14 protein-coding genes, 4 tRNA genes, 1 rRNA gene and 1 other RNA gene are annotated in these 20,590 nt (G+C 51.9%); 17 read left to right on the forward strand and 3 right to left on the reverse strand.

Annotated features, from left to right (window positions below; genetic code table 11):
* Window positions 1-51: 51 nt before the first annotated feature.
* The 3 genes from rrf (at window position 52) to birA (ending at window position 2,616) form a co-directional block, all read left to right on the forward strand.
* Window positions 52-167, forward strand: a 5S ribosomal RNA gene (rrf, locus tag SERS4_RS0101970).
* 452 nt (window positions 168-619) lie between these two features.
* A complete protein-coding gene (gene murB, locus SERS4_RS0101975; RefSeq protein WP_017891326.1) occupies window positions 620-1,657 on the forward strand; it encodes a UDP-N-acetylmuramate dehydrogenase in 1,038 nt (345 codons plus the stop codon).
* Complete coding sequence (gene birA / locus SERS4_RS0101980; protein ID WP_012004737.1) at window positions 1,654-2,616, forward strand: bifunctional biotin--[acetyl-CoA-carboxylase] ligase/biotin operon repressor BirA; 963 nt, start codon at window positions 1,654-1,656, stop codon at window positions 2,614-2,616. Before murB ends, birA begins: the two co-directional genes overlap by 4 nt.
* Before the next feature lie 47 nt (window positions 2,617-2,663).
* On the opposite strand, the gene coaA is transcribed toward birA, so the two are convergent.
* The gene (gene coaA / locus SERS4_RS0101985) at window positions 2,664-3,614 is read right to left on the reverse strand and encodes a type I pantothenate kinase (RefSeq protein WP_012004738.1); all 951 of its coding nucleotides are present in this window, start codon (window positions 3,612-3,614) and stop codon (window positions 2,664-2,666) included.
* A gap of 438 nt (window positions 3,615-4,052) precedes the next feature.
* Between coaA and SERS4_RS0101990 the strand changes: the two genes are divergently transcribed.
* The 14 genes from SERS4_RS0101990 (at window position 4,053) to rpoC (ending at window position 18,345) form a co-directional block, all read left to right on the forward strand.
* Window positions 4,053-4,128, forward strand: a tRNA-Thr gene (locus SERS4_RS0101990).
* A gap of 24 nt (window positions 4,129-4,152) precedes the next feature.
* Window positions 4,153-4,237: transfer RNA gene (locus SERS4_RS0101995), tRNA-Tyr, on the forward strand.
* A gap of 46 nt (window positions 4,238-4,283) precedes the next feature.
* Window positions 4,284-4,399, forward strand: a non-coding RNA gene (locus SERS4_RS26060) — RtT sRNA.
* Between the two features lie 37 nt (window positions 4,400-4,436).
* Window positions 4,437-4,511 (forward strand) — tRNA-Gly (locus SERS4_RS0102000).
* Window positions 4,512-4,517: 6 nt separating this feature from the next.
* Window positions 4,518-4,593 (forward strand) — tRNA-Thr (locus SERS4_RS0102005).
* Window positions 4,594-4,702: 109 nt separating this feature from the next.
* Window positions 4,703-5,887 carry an elongation factor Tu gene (gene tuf, locus SERS4_RS0102010; RefSeq protein WP_017891327.1) on the forward strand — a complete coding sequence of 395 codons (1,185 nt, stop codon included), beginning with the start codon at window positions 4,703-4,705 and terminating at the stop codon, window positions 5,885-5,887.
* A gap of 257 nt (window positions 5,888-6,144) precedes the next feature.
* On the forward strand, window positions 6,145-6,528 hold the full coding sequence (secE, locus tag SERS4_RS0102015) for a preprotein translocase subunit SecE (protein ID WP_012004740.1): 384 nt from the start codon (window positions 6,145-6,147) through the stop codon (window positions 6,526-6,528).
* Window position 6,529: 1 nt separating this feature from the next.
* Window positions 6,530-7,075 carry a transcription termination/antitermination protein NusG gene (gene nusG, locus SERS4_RS0102020; RefSeq protein ID WP_012004741.1) on the forward strand — a complete coding sequence of 182 codons (546 nt, stop codon included), beginning with the start codon at window positions 6,530-6,532 and terminating at the stop codon, window positions 7,073-7,075.
* Window positions 7,076-7,233: 158 nt separating this feature from the next.
* Window positions 7,234-7,662: a 50S ribosomal protein L11 gene (gene rplK / locus SERS4_RS0102025; RefSeq protein WP_006323135.1), complete on the forward strand. Its 429-nt coding sequence runs from the start codon at window positions 7,234-7,236 to the stop codon at window positions 7,660-7,662.
* 3 nt (window positions 7,663-7,665) lie between these two features.
* On the forward strand, window positions 7,666-8,370 hold the full coding sequence (rplA, locus tag SERS4_RS0102030) for a 50S ribosomal protein L1 (protein ID WP_012004742.1): 705 nt from the start codon (window positions 7,666-7,668) through the stop codon (window positions 8,368-8,370).
* 342 nt (window positions 8,371-8,712) lie between these two features.
* Window positions 8,713-9,210, forward strand: coding sequence for a 50S ribosomal protein L10 (gene rplJ / locus SERS4_RS0102035; RefSeq protein ID WP_004953935.1), 498 nt, complete (start codon window positions 8,713-8,715; stop codon window positions 9,208-9,210).
* Between the two features lie 62 nt (window positions 9,211-9,272).
* Window positions 9,273-9,638, forward strand: a complete 366-nt coding sequence (gene rplL / locus SERS4_RS0102040) for a 50S ribosomal protein L7/L12 (protein WP_012004743.1) — start codon at window positions 9,273-9,275, stop codon at window positions 9,636-9,638.
* A gap of 333 nt (window positions 9,639-9,971) precedes the next feature.
* Window positions 9,972-14,000: a DNA-directed RNA polymerase subunit beta gene (gene rpoB, locus SERS4_RS0102045; protein ID WP_012004744.1), complete on the forward strand. Its 4,029-nt coding sequence runs from the start codon at window positions 9,972-9,974 to the stop codon at window positions 13,998-14,000.
* Between the two features lie 118 nt (window positions 14,001-14,118).
* On the forward strand, window positions 14,119-18,345 hold the full coding sequence (gene rpoC / locus SERS4_RS0102050; RefSeq protein ID WP_012004745.1) for a DNA-directed RNA polymerase subunit beta': 4,227 nt from the start codon (window positions 14,119-14,121) through the stop codon (window positions 18,343-18,345).
* Window positions 18,346-18,677: 332 nt separating this feature from the next.
* Here the strand turns inward: rpoC and thiH are convergent, their stop codons facing one another.
* Together thiH and SERS4_RS0102060 are read right to left on the reverse strand one after the other, a co-directional pair.
* Window positions 18,678-19,811, reverse strand: coding sequence for a 2-iminoacetate synthase ThiH (gene thiH, locus SERS4_RS0102055; protein WP_017891328.1), 1,134 nt, complete (start codon window positions 19,809-19,811; stop codon window positions 18,678-18,680).
* Window positions 19,811-20,590 (reverse strand): thiazole synthase, encoded by a 780-nt coding sequence (locus tag SERS4_RS0102060; RefSeq protein ID WP_012004747.1) that lies wholly within the window; start codon window positions 20,588-20,590, stop codon window positions 19,811-19,813. Before SERS4_RS0102060 ends, thiH begins: the two co-directional genes overlap by 1 nt.

A 20,590-nucleotide genomic window follows, 5' to 3' on the forward strand; every position in this document is an offset into this window, starting at 1 on the left:
AGATTGGTTCTGGTGGTCATGGAAATGACGGCTGGAATGAAACAGAATTTGCCTGGCGGCAATAGCGCGGTGGTCCCACCTGATCCCATGCCGAACTCAGAAGTGAAACGCCGTAGCGCCGATGGTAGTGTGGGGTCTCCCCATGCGAGAGTAGGACACTGCCAGGCATCAATTAAGCCAAGAGGCCATCCGCAAGGATGGCCTTTTTGCTGTGTGCGAAAGACAAAAACAGGCGCAGCTACGCTGCGCCTTGAAGCAGACTCCACATCACAATATCCTCCGAATAAAAGCCAACTGGCTATCTTTAATATATAAATATCAACAATGTTTAAAAATGATAAATAACTTCAAATATATATAATCCAATTTAGGAGGAGTGTTTTAATTTGTGCTAATAAGACTCAGTTATGAGGGAATGCCGTTATTAATCATTTTGGTTTCTATCTAAAACTTATTACTTCATTCATTTATATAGAAAATACCTTATAAAACAATCGAAAGCATTCCCCCAATGGATGTTCTCCAGATAAAAACCCTATCGATGAAAACAAATATTAGCCTGGCGTGCCGAATCGAGTAGACTAGGTGCAGGTTCATTTCCGTATAGGTATTTATCGTTATGTCTACTGAAAGCGCGTCATTAAAAAAACACAATACTTTTGCGCTCCCGGTCAACGCAGCGCATCTGGTCATTGCAGAAACAATCGAATTAATGATCAAGGTTTGGCAGAAAACACAGAAGCGTCAAGAGCCGCTACTGGTACTTGGAGAAGGGAGTAACGTCCTGTTTCTTGATGATTTTTCCGGTACGGTAATGATCAATCAATTAAAAGGTATCGACATCAGAGAAGAGAAAGATGCCTGGTTTCTTCACGTTAGCTCTGGTGAGAATTGGCATGGTTTGGTTTGTCGCACTCTGGAAATCGGCATTCCCGGGCTGGAAAACCTGGCGTTAATCCCCGGCCTGGTCGGCTCTGCACCTATTCAGAACATCGGTGCCTATGGTATCGAACTCAAGAGCGTATGTGACTACGTTGATCTATTGGATCTGACTACGGGTGCCATCGATCGCATTGCCGCATCTGACTGTGGCTTTGGCTACCGAGAAAGTATTTTTAAACATCATTTTCAGAAGGGGCATATCATTGTTGGTGTAGGCCTGCGCCTTAGCAAGCAATGGGATCCGATGCTGAATTATGGCGATTTGACAAAGCTGGACCCTGAAACGGTGACACCACGTCTGGTATTTGACTCTGTATGTGCAATGCGCCGCAGCAAATTGCCCGACCCTAAAGTGACGGGTAATGCAGGCAGCTTCTTCAAAAACCCACTGGTTGGTAGTGACAAAGCCGCCGCGTTGACCACCGAATATCCTGGCATACCGCATTATCCGCAGCAGGATGGTCAGGTGAAGCTGGCTGCAGGCTGGCTGATCGATCAGTGTGGGCTGAAAGGACACCAAATTGGCGGTGCGGCGGTACATAATCAACAGGCGCTTGTACTGGTTAATGCGGATAATGCCGCCAGTCAGGACGTGGTGGCGCTGGCACGGCATGTACGTAATACCGTAGCGAAAAAATTCGACGTATGGCTTGAGCCGGAAGTTCGCTTTATCGGTGCGGTTGGTGAGTTGAATGCCGTAGAGGTTCTTTCATGAAAGACACCAAAGTTCCCCTTAAGCTCATTTCTATACTGGCTGATGGCGATTTCCATTCTGGTGAGCATCTTGGCGAGTTGCTGGGCATGAGTCGTGCCGCTATTAATAAACATATCCAGACCATCCGGGAATGGGGTTTGGATGTGTTTACCGTGCCCGGCAAGGGCTATAGCCTACCGAGCCCGATCCAGTTACTGGATGTTGAATGTATTCTTGACCAACTGGTTGATAAACGTGTCACGGTGCTGCCGGTTGTGGACTCCACCAACCAATATTTGCTGGATCGTATTACCGAACTGCAATCTGGCGATGCCTGTGTTGCTGAGTACCAGCAGGCCGGTCGTGGCCGTCGCGGTCGTCAATGGATCTCACCATTTGGCGCCAATCTGTATCTCTCCATGTTTTGGCGTCTGGATCAGGGGCCTGCAGCCGCAATGGGGCTGAGTCTGGTGATTGGCATCGTGATGGCCGAGGTGCTCAAAGACCTTGGGGCGCAAGATGTCAGGGTTAAATGGCCAAACGACTTATACCTTAACGATCGCAAGTTAGCGGGTATCTTGGTCGAATTAACAGGAAAAACCGGTGATGCGGCGCAACTGGTCATTGGTGCCGGTATCAATTTGGCAATGCGTGAAACCAATGCCAATGCGATTAATCAAGGCTGGATAAACCTGCAGGAGGCGGGGATTAATATCGATCGTAATGAATTGGCCGCTACCTTACTCAATGAATTGCGTCAATCGCTGCGGCAATTTGAGATTGATGGTCTAGCGCCATTTATTGCGCGCTGGCGTGCTTTGGACAACTTTATCGATCGGCCGGTTAAACTGTTAATTGGTGAACAACAAATTTTTGGTATAGCACGAGGCATTGATCAACAAGGAGCATTATTGCTCGATCAGGACGGTGTGATTAAACCGTTCATTGGTGGGGAAATCTCTCTACGAAGCGCCGAGTAATCATCATTAAATATAAGGGGCCGGTAGGCCCCTTGCTTATTATTAAATTACTTTCTTAAACGTACGTTTTCAACCGCGTGATTAGCACTCTTCGTCATGATCAGACTGGCCCGTTCGCGTGTTGGTAAGATATTTTCTTGTAAATTCAATCCATTAATCTCATTCCATAGTTGAGATGCTATATTGATAGCTTCTGGTTCAGGTAACTTGGAATAGTTATGGAAATAAGAGTCAGGATTGGAAAATGCACCCTGACGGAACTTAAGAAATCTATTGATATACCAGGATTGCAGCAGTTCTTCAGGTGCGTCGACATATATTGAAAAATCAACAAAGTCAGAAACAAATACACGATGCGGATCGTGAGGGTAATCCATTCCGCTCTGTAATACGTTCAGCCCTTCAAGAATAAGAATATCCGGCTGCTCGATGACTTTATTCCCTTCGGGAACAACATCGTAAATCAGATGGGAATAGACCGGAGCGGTCACGCGCTTAGCGCCTGATTTCACTTCAGAAACAAATTTCACCAGGCTGTGCATATCATAAGACTGTGGGAAGCCTTTTTTCTTCATCAGCCCGCGTTCGTTCAACACCTTATTCGGATGCAGGAAACCGTCGGTGGTGATCAACTCAACGCTACGATGTTCCGGCCAACTGCTAAGCAATGCCTGTAGCAAACGTGCCGTGGTACTTTTACCTACGGCAACGCTGCCGGCAATGCCGATAACGTAGGGGATTTTTTGTCCATCGGTACCGAGAAATTGCTCAAGTACGGCCTGACGGCGCAGGTTCGAACTGATATAGAAGTTCAACAATCGGGATAGCGGCAGATAAATCTGTGCTACCTCTTCCAAAGAGAGATCTTCGTTAATCCCTTTCAGTTTAACAATCTCTTCTTCTGACAGTGTCAGCGGCACCGAATCCCGTAACGCAGCCCACTGGGTACGATCGAACTGAAGATAGGGCGTCGCTAAAGATTGATCTCTTTTTATCATAAGCCAAATTCTGCCTGTTAACGCAGGTTGGGAAAGGCGCCGGACGCCAACTCCAGATAATAATCAAGCTGCATATTATAGACAGCTTCGTTTTTGACGTAGACTTTTTTCGCAAAAGTTGGCGATTAGTATGAGTTTATCTCAATTGTGCGAAGCGGCGCGCAGTAGGCGGAAGTCGCTTTCGGCGTATTTTTACTTCAATTCACAGCTTGCCGAATGGGGTGAAACTGCTGTTTAGGAAAAATATGTGGGCGACACTGGCAAAAGAACAATTACAGTGTAGGGAGTGATGACTGTGATTGATGAATTTTTGCACGCCTTACAGTGTGAATTGCCAGGTAGTGGGCAAAATTGGGCGATTTGTGAGCGAAAGTGCAGTTAACGCAATTTTTTTGTTGCATAGCCCGTCCGGTCTACCTAGAATGCGCTGCACTTGATGCCGGCTTAGCTCAGTTGGTAGAGCAACTGACTTGTAATCAGTAGGTCACCAGTTCGATTCCGGTAGCCGGCACCAATCAAGTCACAATAGTTAAAATCTGGTGGGGTTCCCGAGCGGCCAAAGGGAGCAGACTGTAAATCTGCCGTCACAGACTTCGAAGGTTCGAATCCTTCCCCCACCACCATATCTTGCCTTCGGCAGTTAACTGGCCAGCGATAAACTCGCAACGGTTAAATTGCGGAAGGGGAAGGCGAAAGTCTTCAGCAAGGTTCGAGTTGTGCAGCGCATCGCGCAGCCGGCCCGAAGGGTGAGAGTTAAGCGACGAACAATCCTTCTCCCACCTAAAAATTCTACAGAAAAGTCAGGTAGCCGAGTTCCAGGATGCGGGCATCGTATAATGGCTATTACCTCAGCCTTCCAAGCTGATGATGTGGGTTCGATTCCCACTGCCCGCTCCAAGATGTGCTGATATAGCTCAGTTGGTAGAGCGCACCCTTGGTAAGGGTGAGGTCGGCAGTTCGAATCTGCCTATCAGCACCACTTCTTATAATCTCGCCCCCTGATTTTCTTTCTGTTCTGGATTCAACAGGCAAATGCTTGGTTGATGTGGTGATACCACCGATTTATCCGTGTCTTAGAGGGACAATCGATGTCTAAAGAAAAGTTTGAACGTACAAAACCGCACGTTAACGTCGGTACTATCGGCCACGTTGACCACGGTAAAACTACCCTGACTGCAGCAATCACCACCGTTCTGGCTAAAACCTACGGCGGTTCTGCACGTGCTTTCGACCAGATCGATAACGCGCCAGAAGAAAAAGCTCGTGGTATCACCATCAACACTTCTCACGTTGAATATGACACCCCGACTCGTCACTACGCGCACGTTGACTGCCCAGGGCACGCCGACTACGTTAAAAACATGATCACCGGTGCTGCTCAGATGGACGGCGCTATCCTGGTTGTTGCTGCGACTGACGGCCCTATGCCTCAGACCCGTGAGCACATCCTGCTGGGTCGTCAGGTTGGCGTTCCTTACATCATCGTATTCATGAACAAATGCGACATGGTTGATGATGAAGAGCTGCTGGAACTGGTAGAAATGGAAGTTCGTGAACTTCTGTCTGCTTATGACTTCCCTGGTGATGACCTGCCGGTTGTTCGTGGTTCAGCGCTGAAAGCACTGGAAGGCGAAGCTGAGTGGGAAGCTAAAATCATCGAGCTGGCTGGCTACCTGGATTCTTACATCCCAGAACCAGAGCGTGCTATCGACAAGCCGTTCCTGCTGCCAATCGAAGACGTATTCTCCATCTCCGGCCGTGGTACTGTTGTTACCGGTCGTGTAGAGCGCGGTATCGTTAAAGTTGGCGAAGAAGTTGAAATCGTTGGTATCAAAGACACCGTTAAGTCTACCTGTACCGGCGTTGAAATGTTCCGCAAACTGCTGGACGAAGGCCGTGCTGGTGAGAACGTTGGTGTTCTGCTGCGTGGTATCAAGCGTGAAGACATCGAACGTGGTCAGGTACTGGCTAAACCAGGTTCTATCAAGCCGCACACTCAGTTCGATTCAGAAGTGTACATCCTGAGCAAAGATGAAGGTGGTCGTCATACTCCATTCTTCAAAGGCTACCGTCCACAGTTCTACTTCCGTACCACTGACGTGACCGGTACCATCGAACTGCCAGAAGGCGTTGAGATGGTAATGCCTGGCGATAACGTGAACATGAAAGTCACCCTGATCCACCCAATCGCGATGGACGACGGTCTGCGTTTCGCAATCCGTGAAGGCGGCCGTACTGTTGGCGCTGGTGTTGTTGCCAAAGTTATCGCTTAATCGCTGATAACGTTTGACGCGACACGCGGTAAAAGGGCATCATTTGATGCCCTTTTTCTACGCTGTGAACTAGAACCTATCTCATCAGCGATTTTGCAGTCATAATCATTGGTGAGATGGGCTCTTAAAGCGTATTGACTGAAATACGTCATAGCGTAAAACACCGAAATGCTGCCGAGCAGCATCTGATCGGTTTGGTTTGCCTTGCAGTGCGAGGCAAAGTTGTCTGTTCTGAATTCATTGTGACAGGTTGGTTTATGAGTGCGAATACCGAGGCTCAAGGGAGCGGGCGCGGCCTGGAAACGGCTAAATGGCTTATCGTCGCTGTTCTGTTGGTTGTAGCGATTGTCGGTAACTATTTCTACCGTGATTTCAGCCTGCCATTACGCGCGCTGGCCGTTGTAGTGGTTATCGCTGTTGCAGGCGCTGTGGCGCTGATGACGACCAAAGGCAAAGCCACCGTTGCGTTTGCACGCGAAGCGCGTACTGAAGTACGTAAAGTGATCTGGCCAACTCGTCAGGAAACGCTACATACCACGTTGATCGTTGCCGCGGTAACTGCCGTGATGTCACTGATTCTGTGGGGGCTGGATGGTATTCTGGTCCGTCTGGTATCGTTTATTACTGGCCTGAGGTTCTAAAATGTCTGAAGCTCCAAAAAAACGTTGGTACGTCGTTCAGGCGTTTTCCGGTTTTGAAGGTCGCGTAGCGCAATCGCTGCGTGAATACATCAAACTGCATGATATGGAAGAACTGTTCGGCGAAGTCATGGTTCCTACGGAAGAAGTTGTTGAAATCCGTGGCGGCCAACGTCGTAAAAGTGAACGTAAATTCTTCCCAGGCTATGTACTGGTTCAGATGGTGATGAACGATGCCAGCTGGCACTTGGTACGCAGCGTTCCACGCGTAATGGGTTTCATCGGCGGGACTTCTGACCGTCCGGCGCCGATTAGCGACAAAGAAGTCGATGCGATTATGAACCGCCTGCAGCAGGTTGGTGATAAGCCGCGTCCGAAAACGCTGTTCGAACCGGGTGAATTGGTCCGCGTTAGCGATGGTCCGTTCGCTGACTTCAACGGTGTTGTTGAAGAAGTGGATTACGAGAAGAGTCGCCTGAAAGTTTCCGTTTCCATCTTTGGCCGTGCAACGCCGGTGGAACTGGACTTCGCTCAGGTTGAGAAAGGCTGATCAATTAATCAGCAATAAGTGGCTTTTGCCGCTTGTCAGAGGCGCGAAATTGAACTATAATTTCGCGCCTTTTGTTTTTATAGGCCTTGCTCTTTAGAGTGAGGTGATACACGGGGAGCCTTTTGCGAGGCGTTATTACCCAAACCGAGGAATTGTAAATGGCCAAGAAAGTACAAGCCTACGTTAAGCTGCAAGTTGCAGCCGGTATGGCGAACCCAAGTCCGCCAGTTGGTCCAGCTCTGGGTCAGCAAGGTGTTAACATCATGGAATTCTGTAAGGCGTTCAATGCTAAGACTGACAGCGTTGAGAAAGGTCTGCCGATTCCGGTTGTTATTACTGTTTATTCTGACCGTTCTTTCACTTTCGTTACCAAAACCCCGCCAGCAGCAGTTCTGCTGAAAAAAGCGGCTGGTATCAAGTCTGGTTCAGGCAAGCCGAACAAAGACAAAGTAGGTAAAGTGACAAGTGCTCAGGTACGTGAAATCGCAGAAACCAAAGCTGCGGACATGACTGGTTCCAACGTTGAAGCGATGACTCGCTCCATCGAAGGTACTGCTCGTTCCATGGGCCTGGTAGTGGAGGATTAAGAAATGGCTAAGCTGACCAAGCGCATGCGCGTGATCCGTGACAAAGTTGATGCTACTAAACAGTATGACATCACCGAAGCTGTTGCTCTGCTGAAAGAGCTGGCCACCGCTAAATTCGTAGAAAGCGTTGACGTTGCTGTTAACCTCGGCATCGACGCTCGTAAATCTGACCAAAACGTTCGTGGTGCTACCGTTCTGCCAAACGGCACCGGTCGTTCCGTTCGCGTTGCCGTATTTGCTCAGGGCCCTAACGCTGAAGCAGCTAAAGCTGCTGGCGCAGAGCTGGTAGGTATGGAAGATCTGGCAGACCAGATCAAGAAAGGCGAAATGAACTTCGACGTTGTTATTGCTTCTCCTGATGCAATGCGCGTTGTTGGTCAACTGGGCCAGATCCTGGGTCCACGTGGCCTGATGCCAAACCCGAAAGTGGGTACCGTTACTCCGAACGTTGCTGAAGCTGTGAAAAACGCTAAAGCAGGTCAGGTTCGTTATCGTAACGACAAAAACGGCATCATCCATACCACTATCGGTAAGGTTGATTTCGAGTCAGACAAGCTGAAAGAAAACCTGGAAGCTCTGCTGGTTGCGCTGAAAAAAGCAAAACCATCTCAGGCTAAAGGCGTGTACATCAAGAAAGTTAGCCTCTCCACCACCATGGGTGCTGGCGTTGCTATCGATCAAAGCGGCCTGACTGCTGTAGCGAACTAATCGCCCTGCGATTATCGCTTTGACTTGGGGCGAAGATTTGTCTAGAATCTTATGCCCCAAGGTTTTGCTATTGGCAATAGCCACAGCGAAACAAAGATTTTTCGGTTGGAGCCTGGCCTATCCAGGCCTCCGTCCAAGACCGCAGGTGTATCGAGAGGTACTTAATCCTTCCTGCGTAGACGGTGACAGAGCCTAAAGAAATTTTTTCTTTTTATAAAAGAATAGTCTTTGCTGGATTCTGCTCACCGTGTTTGAACGCTCTCACTGCGTGATCTATCACAAGGTGTTGAGTGATGTGAGTGCCGGGGATTTCCCCCGGCTAAATCCAGGAGCAAAGAGCTAATGGCATTAAATCTTCAAGACAAACAAGCGATTGTTGCTGAAGTCAACGAAGTAGCCAAAGGCGCGCTGTCTGCGGTTGTTGCGGATTCCCGTGGCGTTACCGTTGATAAAATGACTGAACTGCGTAAAGCAGGTCGTGAAGCTGGCGTTTACATGCGTGTTGTTCGTAACACCCTGATGCGTCGCGTAGTTGAAGGCACTCCATTCGAATGCCTGAAAGACACGTTCGTCGGTCCTACCTTGATTGCATTTTCTCATGAACACCCGGGCGCTGCTGCTCGTCTGTTCAAAGATTTCGCGAAAGCGAATGCAAAGTTCGAGATTAAAGCTGCGGCCTTTGAAGGTGAGATGATCCCTGCGGCACAAATTGACCGCTTGGCAACTCTGCCTACTTACGATGAAGCAATCGCACGCCTGATGGCAACCATGAAAGAAGCCGCTGCCGGCAAATTGGTTCGCACTCTGGCTGCACTGCGCGATCAGAAAGAAGCGGCATAAGCCCTTTTTCTTATCCGTTGCTTACGTATTTAAACTATTTCTGAATTTTAGGAACATTTGTTATGTCTATCACTAAAGACCAAATTATCGAAGGCGTTGCAGCTCTGTCTGTAATGGAAATCGTTGAACTGATCGCCGCTATGGAAGAGAAGTTCGGTGTTTCTGCTGCTGCTGTAGCTGCAGGTCCTGCTGCTGCTGCTGAAGCTGTTGAAGAAAAAACTGAATTCGACGTTGTACTGAAAGGTATCGGCGCGAACAAAGTTGCAGTAATCAAAGCAGTACGTGGCGCAACTGGCCTGGGTCTGAAAGAAGCTAAAGACCTGGTTGAGTCTGCACCAGCAGCACTGAAAGAAGGCATCAGCAAAGACGACGCTGAAGCACTGAAAAAAGCTCTGGAAGAAGCTGGCGCTGAAGTTGAAGTTAAATAAGCCACTGCTTTCTGAGTACAGTCTGTTTTAACTAACAGACTGATGGCTGGTGACTTTTTGGTCACCAGCCTTTTTGCGCTGTAGGGCGTCAGTAGAGTTTCACACTGTTTGGCTACTGGCTAACCCCAATATTTCTTTCTATCGACGACTTAATATATTGCCTTCCCTGCCGCAGCAAAATCTGCCGCACAACGCAACGAAATGATTTAAGCGTGATAGAAACGAGTATTGCGGAGAGTGTTCCCGCTTTCCGGTCGACAAAATGGTGTTGCGTGAACCGTCCTATATCCGGACGGACAATAGGTTCGACTTTCCAGCGAGCTGAGGAACCCTATGGTTTACTCCTATACCGAGAAAAAACGTATTCGTAAGGATTTTGGTAAGCGTCCACAAGTTTTGGACATACCATATCTCCTTTCTATCCAGCTTGATTCGTTCCAGAAGTTTATCGAGCAAGATCCAGAAGGGCAGCACGGCCTAGAAGCCGCCTTCCGTTCTGTTTTCCCTATCCAGAGCTACAGTGGCAATTCGGAGCTGCAATACGTTAGCTACCGTCTTGGTGAGCCGGTCTTCGACGTCAAAGAGTGCCAGATCCGTGGTGTGACGTTCTCTGCACCGCTGCGCGTAAAACTGCGCCTGGTAATCTATGAGCGCGAAGCTCCGGAAGGCACGGTCAAAGACATCAAGGAACAAGAAGTCTATATGGGCGAAATTCCGCTCATGACCGAAAACGGCACCTTTGTGATCAACGGTACTGAGAGGGTTATCGTATCTCAGCTTCACCGTAGTCCTGGCGTATTCTTTGACAGCGATAAGGGTAAAACCCACTCTTCGGGTAAAGTGCTGTATAACGCACGTATCATCCCTTACCGCGGTTCATGGCTGGATTTCGAGTTTGACCCGAAAGACAACCTGTTTGTGCGTATTGACCGTCGCCGTAAATTGCCTGCGACCATCATTCTGCGTGCATTGAACTACACCACTGAGCAGATCCTTGACCTGTTCTTTGCGAAAGTAGTTTACGAGATCCGTGATAACAAGCTGCAGATGGAGCTGGTTCCAGAACGTCTGCGTGGTGAGACTGCTTCGTTTGATATCGAAGCCAACGGCAAGATCTACATTGAGAAAGGCCGTCGTATCACCGCTCGTCATATCCGTCAGCTCGAAAAAGACGAAATTCAGAGTATTGAAGTACCGGTTGAGTACATCGCGGGCAAAGTGGTCGCGAAGGACTATATCGATACCAATACCGGTGAGCTGATCTGCGCAGCCAACATGGAGCTGTCGCTGGATCTGCTGGCCAAACTGAGCCAGTCAGGCCACAAGCGTATCGAAACGCTGTTCACCAACGATCTGGACCACGGTGCATACATCTCTGAGACTGTACGTGTCGATCCAACCAGCGATCGTTTGAGCGCACTGGTAGAAATCTACCGCATGATGCGTCCTGGTGAGCCGCCAACGCGCGAAGCTGCTGAAAACCTGTTTGAGAACTTGTTCTTCTCTGAAGACCGCTACGATCTGTCTGCGGTTGGTCGTATGAAGTTCAACCGTTCTCTGCTGCGTGACGAGATCGAAGGTTCGGGCATCCTGAGCAAAGACGACATCATCGAAGTGATGAAGAAGCTCATCGGTATCCGTAACGGTAAAGGCGAAGTGGACGATATCGACCACTTGGGCAACCGTCGTATCCGTTCCGTCGGCGAAATGGCTGAGAACCAGTTCCGTGTAGGTCTGGTGCGTGTTGAGCGTGCGGTTAAAGAACGTCTGTCCCTGGGCGATCTGGACACTCTGATGCCACAGGACATGATCAACGCCAAGCCGATTTCGGCGGCGGTGAAAGAGTTCTTCGGCTCCAGCCAGCTGTCTCAGTTTATGGACCAGAACAACCCGTTGTCCGAGATTACGCACAAACGTCGTATCTCTGCATTGGGCCCAGGCGGTCTGACCCGTGAACGTGCCGGCTTTGAAGTTCGAGACGTACACCCGACTCACTACGGTCGCGTGTGCCCAATCGAAACGCCGGAAGGTCCAAACATCGGTCTGATCAACTCCTTGTCCGTGTACGCACAGACCAACGAGTATGGCTTCCTGGAAACTCCGTACCGCCGCGTGCGTGACGGCCTGGTTACCGATGAAATCAACTATCTGTCTGCTATTGAAGAAGGCAACTTCGTTATCGCTCAGGCGAACTCCAACCTGGATGATGACGGCCGCTTCGTAGAAGACCTGGTCACCTGTCGTAGCAAAGGCGAATCAAGCCTGTTCAGCCGCGACCAGGTTGACTATATGGACGTATCAACCCAGCAGGTTGTATCCGTTGGTGCTTCACTGATTCCATTCCTGGAACACGATGACGCCAACCGTGCATTGATGGGTGCGAACATGCAACGTCAGGCGGTTCCAACCTTGCGTGCTGACAAGCCGCTGGTAGGTACCGGTATGGAACGTGCTGTAGCTGTTGACTCCGGTGTTACTGCCGTAGCTCGACGTGGCGGTGTGATCCAGTACGTGGATGCTTCCCGTATCGTTATTAAAGTTAACGAAGACGAGATGCTCGCGGGCGAAGCAGGTATCGATATTTATAACCTGACCAAGTACACCCGTTCTAACCAGAACACCTGCATCAACCAGATGCCGTGTGTGAATCTGGGTGAGCCAATCGAGCGCGGCGACGTGCTGGCAGATGGCCCATCCACTGACCTGGGTGAACTGGCGCTGGGCCAGAACATGCGCGTGGCATTCATGCCATGGAACGGCTACAACTTCGAAGACTCCATCTTGGTGTCCGAGCGTGTCGTTCAGGAAGATCGCTTCACTACCATCCACATCCAGGAACTGGCATGTGTGTCTCGCGACACCAAGTTGGGGCCTGAAGAGATCACTGCCGACATCCCTAACGTGGGTGAAGCTGCGCTCTCCAAACTGGATGAGTCCGGTATCGTGTATATCGGTGCTGAAGTGACCGGTGGCGACATTCTGGTTGGTAAGGTAACACCAAAAGGTGAAACCCAGCTGACGCCAGAAGAGAAGCTGCTGCGTGCGATCTTCGGTGAGAAGGCGTCTGACGTTAAAGACTCCTCTCTGCGCGTACCAAACGGCGTTTCCGGTACGATTATCGACGTGCAGGTCTTTACCCGCGATGGCGTGGAAAAAGACAAGCGTGCGTTGGAAATCGAAGAGATGCAGCTGAAGCAGGCGAAAAAAGACCTGACTGAAGAACTGCAGATCCTGGAAGCTGGTCTGTTCGCACGTATCCACGCGGTGCTGGTTGCCGGCGGTGTTGAAGCTGAAAAGCTGAGCAAACTGCCACGCGATCGCTGGCTGGAACTGGGCCTGACCGACGAAGAAAAGCAAAACCAGCTGGAACAGTTGGCAGAGCAGTACGACGAGCTGAAATCCGACTTCGAGAAGAAGCTGGACGCCAAGCGTCGTAAGATCACCCAGGGCGATGATCTGGCACCAGGCGTGCTGAAAATCGTTAAGGTTTATCTGGCTGTTAAGCGTCAGATCCAACCGGGTGACAAGATGGCAGGCCGCCACGGTAACAAGGGTGTTATCTCCAAGATCAACCCGATCGAAGATATGCCTTACGATGAAAACGGCACGCCGGTTGACATCGTACTGAACCCGTTGGGCGTACCATCACGTATGAACATCGGTCAGATCCTGGAAACCCACCTGGGTATGGCTGCGAAAGGCATTGGTGAGAAGATCAACCAAATGCTGAAGCAGCATCAGGAAGTGGCCAAGCTGCGTGAGTTCATTCAGAAGGCTTACGATCTGGGCGACGATGTCTGCCAGAAAGTTGACCTGAACACCTTCACCGACGACGAAGTACTGCGTCTGGCAGAGAACCTGAAAAAAGGTATGCCAATCGCAACGCCGGTGTTTGATGGTGCGAAAGAGAGTGAAATCAAGCAATTGCTGGAAATGGGCGGGATCCCAACCTCGGGTCAGATTACGCTGTTCGATGGCCGTACCGGTGAGCAATTTGAGCGCCAGGTTACCGTTGGCTATATGTACATGCTGAAATTGAACCACTTGGTTGACGATAAAATGCACGCCCGTTCAACCGGTTCTTACAGCTTGGTTACTCAGCAGCCGCTGGGTGGTAAGGCGCAGTTCGGTGGTCAACGCTTCGGTGAGATGGAAGTGTGGGCACTGGAAGCATACGGCGCAGCTTATACCCTGCAGGAAATGCTCACCGTTAAGTCGGATGACGTTAACGGCCGTACCAAGATGTACAAAAACATCGTGGATGGCGATCACCGCATGGAACCAGGCATGCCGGAGTCCTTCAACGTACTGTTGAAAGAAATCCGCTCGCTCGGTATCAACATCGAACTGGAAGGCGAGTAATCGTTTTTCCGGCTCAGGCTCCCGGCCTTAGGGAGCCTGAGGGTGGTTGTTCAGGTCACACGGGCGCGCGATTTGTCAGCGTGCGCCCAACAGGTTTAACTCCGACAGGAGCCAATCCGTGAAAGACTTATTAAAGTTTCTGAAAGCGCAAACCAAGACCGAAGAGTTTGACGCGATCAAGATTGCTCTGGCATCGCCAGACATGATCCGTTCCTGGTCGTTCGGCGAAGTCAAGAAGCCGGAAACCATTAACTACCGTACGTTCAAACCAGAACGTGACGGCCTTTTCTGCGCCCGTATCTTTGGGCCGGTAAAAGACTACGAGTGCCTGTGCGGTAAGTACAAGCGCTTAAAACACCGCGGCGTGATTTGTGAGAAGTGCGGCGTTGAAGTGACCCAGACCAAAGTACGCCGTGAGCGTATGGGGCACATCGAGCTGGCTTCACCAACTGCGCACATCTGGTTCCTGAAATCGCTGCCATCCCGCATCGGTTTGCTGCTGGATATGCCGCTGCGTGACATCGAACGTGTACTGTACTTCGAATCCTATGTGGTTATCGAAGGCGGTATGACTAACCTCGAGCGTCGTCAGATCCTGACTGAAGAGCAGTATCTGGATGCGCTGGAAGAGTTCGGTGATGAATTCGACGCCAAGATGGGTGCGGAAGCTATTCAGGCCCTGTTGAAAAACATGGATCTGGAGCAAGAGTGTGAAACTCTGCGCGAAGAGCTGAACGAAACCAACTCCGAAACCAAGCGTAAGAAGCTGACCAAGCGTATCAAGCTGCTGGAAGCGTTCGTACAGTCTGGCAACAAGCCAGAGTGGATGATCCTGACCGTGCTGCCGGTACTGCCACCGGATCTGCGTCCGCTGGTGCCGTTGGATGGGGGTCGTTTCGCGACTTCAGATCTGAACGATCTGTATCGCCGCGTGATCAACCGTAACAACCGTCTGAAACGCCTGCTGGATCTGGCTGCGCCTGACATCATCGTGCGCAACGAAAAGCGTATGCTGCAAGAAGCGGTAGATGCCCTGCTGGATAACGGCCGTCGCGGTCGTGCGATCACCGGTTCCAACAAGCGTCCTCTGAAATCTTTGGCCGATATGATCAAAGGTAAGCAGGGTCGCTTCCGTCAGAACCTGTTGGGTAAACGTGTTGACTACTCTGGTCGTTCTGTAATCACCGTAGGTCCATACCTGCGCCTGCATCAGTGCGGTCTGCCTAAGAAAATGGCACTGGAGCTGTTCAAACCGTTCATCTACGGCAAGCTGGAGCTGCGTGGCCTGGCCACCACCATCAAAGCCGCCAAGAAAATGGTTGAGCGCGAAGAAGCTGTCGTTTGGGACATCCTGGACGAAGTTATCCGCGAACACCCGGTACTGCTGAACCGTGCACCAACCCTGCACCGTTTGGGTATCCAGGCGTTTGAACCGGTTCTGATCGAAGGTAAGGCTATCCAGCTGCACCCGCTGGTTTGTGCGGCATACAACGCCGACTTCGATGGTGACCAGATGGCAGTACACGTTCCACTGACGCTTGAAGCTCAGCTGGAAGCGCGTGCGCTGATGATGTCTACCAACAACATCCTGTCACCAGCGAACGGCGAGCCAATCATCGTTCCTTCTCAGGACGTTGTATTGGGTCTGTACTACATGACCCGTGACTGTGTTAACGCCAAAGGCGAAGGCATGGTGTTGAGTGGCCCGAAAGAAGCGGAGCGTATTTACCGCGCCGGTCTGGCTTCTCTGCATGCGCGTGTCAAGGTGCGTATCACCGAAGAGATCAAAAACACCGAAGGCGAGTCTGTACACCAGACCTCGATCGTCGACACTACCGTTGGTCGCGCCATCCTGTGGATGATCGTACCGCGCGGTCTGCCGTATTCGATCGTTAACCAGCCTTTGGGCAAGAAAGCTATCTCCAAGATGCTGAACACCTGTTACCGCATCCTGGGCCTGAAGCCGACCGTTATCTTTGCTGACCAGATCATGTACACCGGTTTTGCTTACGCTGCCCGTTCAGGCGCGTCAGTAGGTATCGATGACATGGTAATCCCTGCCAAGAAAGCAGAGATCATCGAAGAAGCAGAAACCGAAGTTGCCGAAATCCAGGAGCAGTTCCAGTCTGGTTTGGTTACCGCCGGCGAACGCTACAACAAAGTGATCGATATCTGGGCCGCAGCGAACGAACGTGTTGCCAAGGCAATGATGGAAAACTTGTCTGTTGAAGACGTCGTCAACCGTGACGGTGTTGTTGAACAGCAGGTTTCCTTCAACAGTATCTTTATGATGGCCGACTCCGGTGCGCGTGGTTCTGCAGCACAGATTCGTCAGCTGGCCGGTATGCGTGGCCTGATGGCCAAGCCGGATGGTTCCATCATTGAAACGCCAATCACCGCGAACTTCCGTGAAGGTCTGAACGTACTCCAGTACTTCATCTCCACGCACGGTGCTCGTAAAGGTTTGGCGGATACCGCACTGAAAACGGCTAACTCCGGTTATCTGACCCGTCGTCTGGTTGACGTGGCGCAGGATCTGGTGGTTACCGAGGACGACTGTGGTACTCACAACGGCATCATGATGACTCCGGTTATCGAAGGTGGTGACGTTAAAGAGCCACTGCGCGAACGTGTTCTGGGTCGTGTGACAGCAGAAGATATCATCAAGCCGGGTACGGCTGATATCCTGGTGCCACGTAACACCCTGCTGCACGAGAAGACTTGTGACCTGTTGGAAGAAAACTCTGTCGACAGCGTTAAAGTCCGTTCCGTCGTTAGCTGTGAAACCGACTTTGGTGTGTGTGCAAACTGCTATGGTCGCGACCTGGCACGTGGTCACATCATCAACAAAGGCGAAGCTATCGGCGTTATCGCGGCACAGTCAATCGGTGAGCCGGGTACACAGCTGACGATGCGTACGTTCCACATCGGTGGTGCGGCATCTCGTGCGGCTGCTGAATCCAGCATCCAGGTGAAAAACAAGGGTACTCTGAAGCTGAGCAATGTGAAGTTCGTAATGAACGCCGCAGGCAAGCTGGTGATCACCTCTCGTAACACCGAACTGAAGCTGATCGACGAATTCGGCCGTACTAAAGAACGCTACAAAGTGCCTTACGGTTCCGTGATGGGCAAAGGCGACGGTATGGAAGTTAACGGCGGCGAAACCGTTGCTAACTGGGATCCGCACACCATGCCAGTTATCACCGAAGTGAGTGGTTTCATCCGCTTCGCTGATATGGTTGACGGCCAGACCATTACCCGCCAGACCGACGAACTGACCGGTTTGTCTTCTCTGGTAGTACTGGACAGCGCAGAGCGTACCGGTAGCGGTAAAGACCTGCGTCCGGCACTGAAAATCGTTGATGCCAAAGGCGACGACGTATTGATCCCAGGTACTGATATGCCTGCTCAATACTTCCTGCCAGGTAAAGCGATTGTACAGCTGGAAGACGGCATTCAGATCGGTGCGGGTGATACCCTGGCGCGTATTCCTCAGGAATCCGGCGGTACCAAGGATATTACCGGTGGTCTACCACGCGTTGCGGATCTGTTCGAAGCACGTCGTCCGAAAGAGCCGGCAATCCTGGCTGAAATCAGCGGGATTATCTCGTTCGGTAAAGAGACCAAAGGCAAACGTCGCCTGGTAATCTCTCCACTGGACGGCAGCGATGCGTACGAAGAGATGATTCCAAAATGGCGTCAGCTCAACGTGTTCGAAGGTGAAGTTGTGGAACGTGGTGACGTTGTTTCTGACGGCCCAGAATCTCCACACGACATTCTGCGTCTGCGTGGTGTGCATGCGGTTACTCGCTACATCACCAACGAAGTGCAGGAAGTTTACCGTCTGCAAGGCGTTAAGATTAACGATAAACACATTGAAGTTATCGTTCGTCAGATGCTGCGTAAAGGCACCATCGTTAGCGCTGGTGGCACCGAGTTCCTGGAAGGCGAGCAGGCTGAAGTGTCTCGCGTTAAGATTGCCAACCGTCAGCTTGCTGCTGAAGGCAAAATCGAGGCAACCTTCTCACGCGATCTGCTGGGTATCACCAAGGCTTCCTTGGCGACCGAGTCCTTCATCTCCGCAGCATCGTTCCAGGAAACGACGCGCGTTCTGACCGAAGCGGCTGTTGCCGGTAAGCGTGATGAACTGCGTGGCCTGAAAGAGAACGTCATCGTGGGCCGTCTGATCCCAGCCGGTACCGGTTACGCTTATCATCAGGACCGCATGCGCCGTAAAGCACAGGGTGAAACGCCAGTTGTTCCGCAGGTGAGCGCGGAAGAAGCAACGGCTAACCTGGCTGAACTGCTCAATGCAGGCAACCTGGGTGGCGGCAACAACGATTAATCGTTGAATGCGCCTTGGGGTTCGGCATTGCCGGGCCCTGACCAGATAAACCGCTCCTTCGGGGGCGGTTTTTTTTTGCCTGCGAACCGGGCCGGGTGAGGAGTTACAGGGGGCATCAACATTCTGAGGTCCCGGAGTCACGCGGGAGGGTAATCCGACGTGATCCGGGAGAGGGTAAGGCGAAACCGTCTGGTAGGTGACGGCTCCGGCTGGCACCGGGTTTGGCAACCAGCATCGCCACTATAGCGGGGCTGATCTGCCCCGCCAGCGGTGTCGATAGCTTCTGCGCAACGCTTCCCTCGTTTTTTCAACGGCGTTGCAAGGCTTGCAGATTACTGCGGGCTGCGCCCCAGGTAGCCGTCCCAGTCTTTCCACACCGGCTGTAAACCAGCGTCGCTGATGGCTTGTGCCACCTGCTGTGGGGTTCGGCCATCGTGCGGTTCAAACTGTTCCAGCTCCGGCGGCACATCGTCGGCATAGCCGCCAGGCTGGGTTTTGGAGCCGGCGCTGACGCTGTTGATCGCCACCGGGATCATATGATCGCGGAAAAACGGCGACTCACGCGTCGACAAAGACAGCTCCACGTCGGGGGCGAACAGCCGGAAGGCACAGATTAGCTGCACCAATTGCGGTTCACTCATGATTGACGCCGGTTCGATACCTCCGGCACAAGGGCGCAGGCGCGGGAACGAGATCGAGTAGCGGCTCTGCCAGTAAGTTTGTTGCAGGTAGAACAGGTGTTCAGCCAGCATATAGCAGTCGGTACGCCAACTGTTGGAAAGCCCGATCAGGGCCCCGAGGCCGATCTTGTCGATCCCGGCGCGGCCCAGGCGATCCGGTGTGGCCAACCGCCAGTGAAAGTCCTGTTTCTGGCCGCGCAGATGATGCTGCAGGTAGGTCGCGGGATGATAGGTTTCCTGATACACCAGCACGCCATCCAACCCCAGAGCCTTTAATTCGGCGTACTCTTGCTGCTCCAGCGGTTGTACTTCCATCATCAGCGAGCTGAAATGGCGGCGGATCGCGGGAACGTGCTGGCGGAAATAGTCCATGCCGACCTTGGTCTGGTGTTCACCGGTGACCAACAGCAAATGCTCAAAGCCCAACGCCTTAATCGCCAGACACTCACGTTCGATCTCGGCGGCATCCAGGGTTTTACGCTTGATGCGGTTGCTCATCGAAAAGCCGCAGTAGGTGCAGTCGTTGGCGCACAGATTGGACAGGTACAGCGGCACGTAGAAGCTGACCACGTTGCCAAAACGTTGACGCGTCATCTGCTGCGCACGCTGCGCCAGTGGCTCCAGATAGGACGCGGCGGCAGGGGAAATCAGTGCCATAAAGTCTTCTCGCGACAGTTTTTCCGCATTTAGCGCATGCTCGACATCACGCGCCGTTTTACTGTTAATACGCAGCGAGATATCGTCCCAATCCAACTGTTGCCAGCGGCTACTGAAATCATCAGCCATCACAATGTCTCCCCTGTCTGGCTGAGAAAAGCGGTCAACGGGCTGGAGGCAACCGCATTACGCTGACTGCTGCCCAATCCCGCCTGACGTGCCAGTTCGCCGGCCTCAAGCGCCAGGCGAAAGGCCCGTGCCATCTGCACCGGGTCGCGCGCCACGGCGATTGCGGTATTCACCAACACGGCATCGGCACCCAGTTCCATGGCTTCCAGCGCATGGCTTGGCGCACCGATGCCGGCGTCGACCACCACCGGCACCCTGGCCTGCTCGATAATGATCTCCAGGAAGTCGCGGGTGCGCAGCCCACGGTTGGAACCAATAGGCGCGCCCAGCGGCATGACCGCGGCACAGCCCGCTTCCTCCAGGCGTTTACACAACACCGGATCGGCACCGCAGTAAGGCAGCACCACAAAACCTTCTTTCACCAATATTTCCGCCGCCTTCAGGGTTTCGATCGGGTCCGGCAGCAGGTATTTCACATCGGGATGGATTTCCAGTTTCACCCAGTGGGTGCCAAGCGCCTCACGGGCCAACCGGGCGGCGAACACCGCTTCTGCCGCGGTCTTGGCGCCGGAAGTATTCGGCAACAGGCGTACGCCCAGTTGCTGCAGCGGCGCCAGAATGGCGTCATTACCGCCGCGCAGGTCAACACGCTTCATTGCCATGGTGACCAGCTGCGAGCCGGAGGCCTGTAATGCCTCCAGCATCAGCGTTGGGGTGGCGAATTTACCGGTGCCGGTAAACAGGCGTGAGGTAAAAGTGGTATCGGCGATTTGTAGCAT

Source organism: Serratia sp. S4, assembly GCF_000347995.1.
GTDB lineage: Bacteria > Pseudomonadota > Gammaproteobacteria > Enterobacterales > Enterobacteriaceae > Serratia > Serratia quinivorans.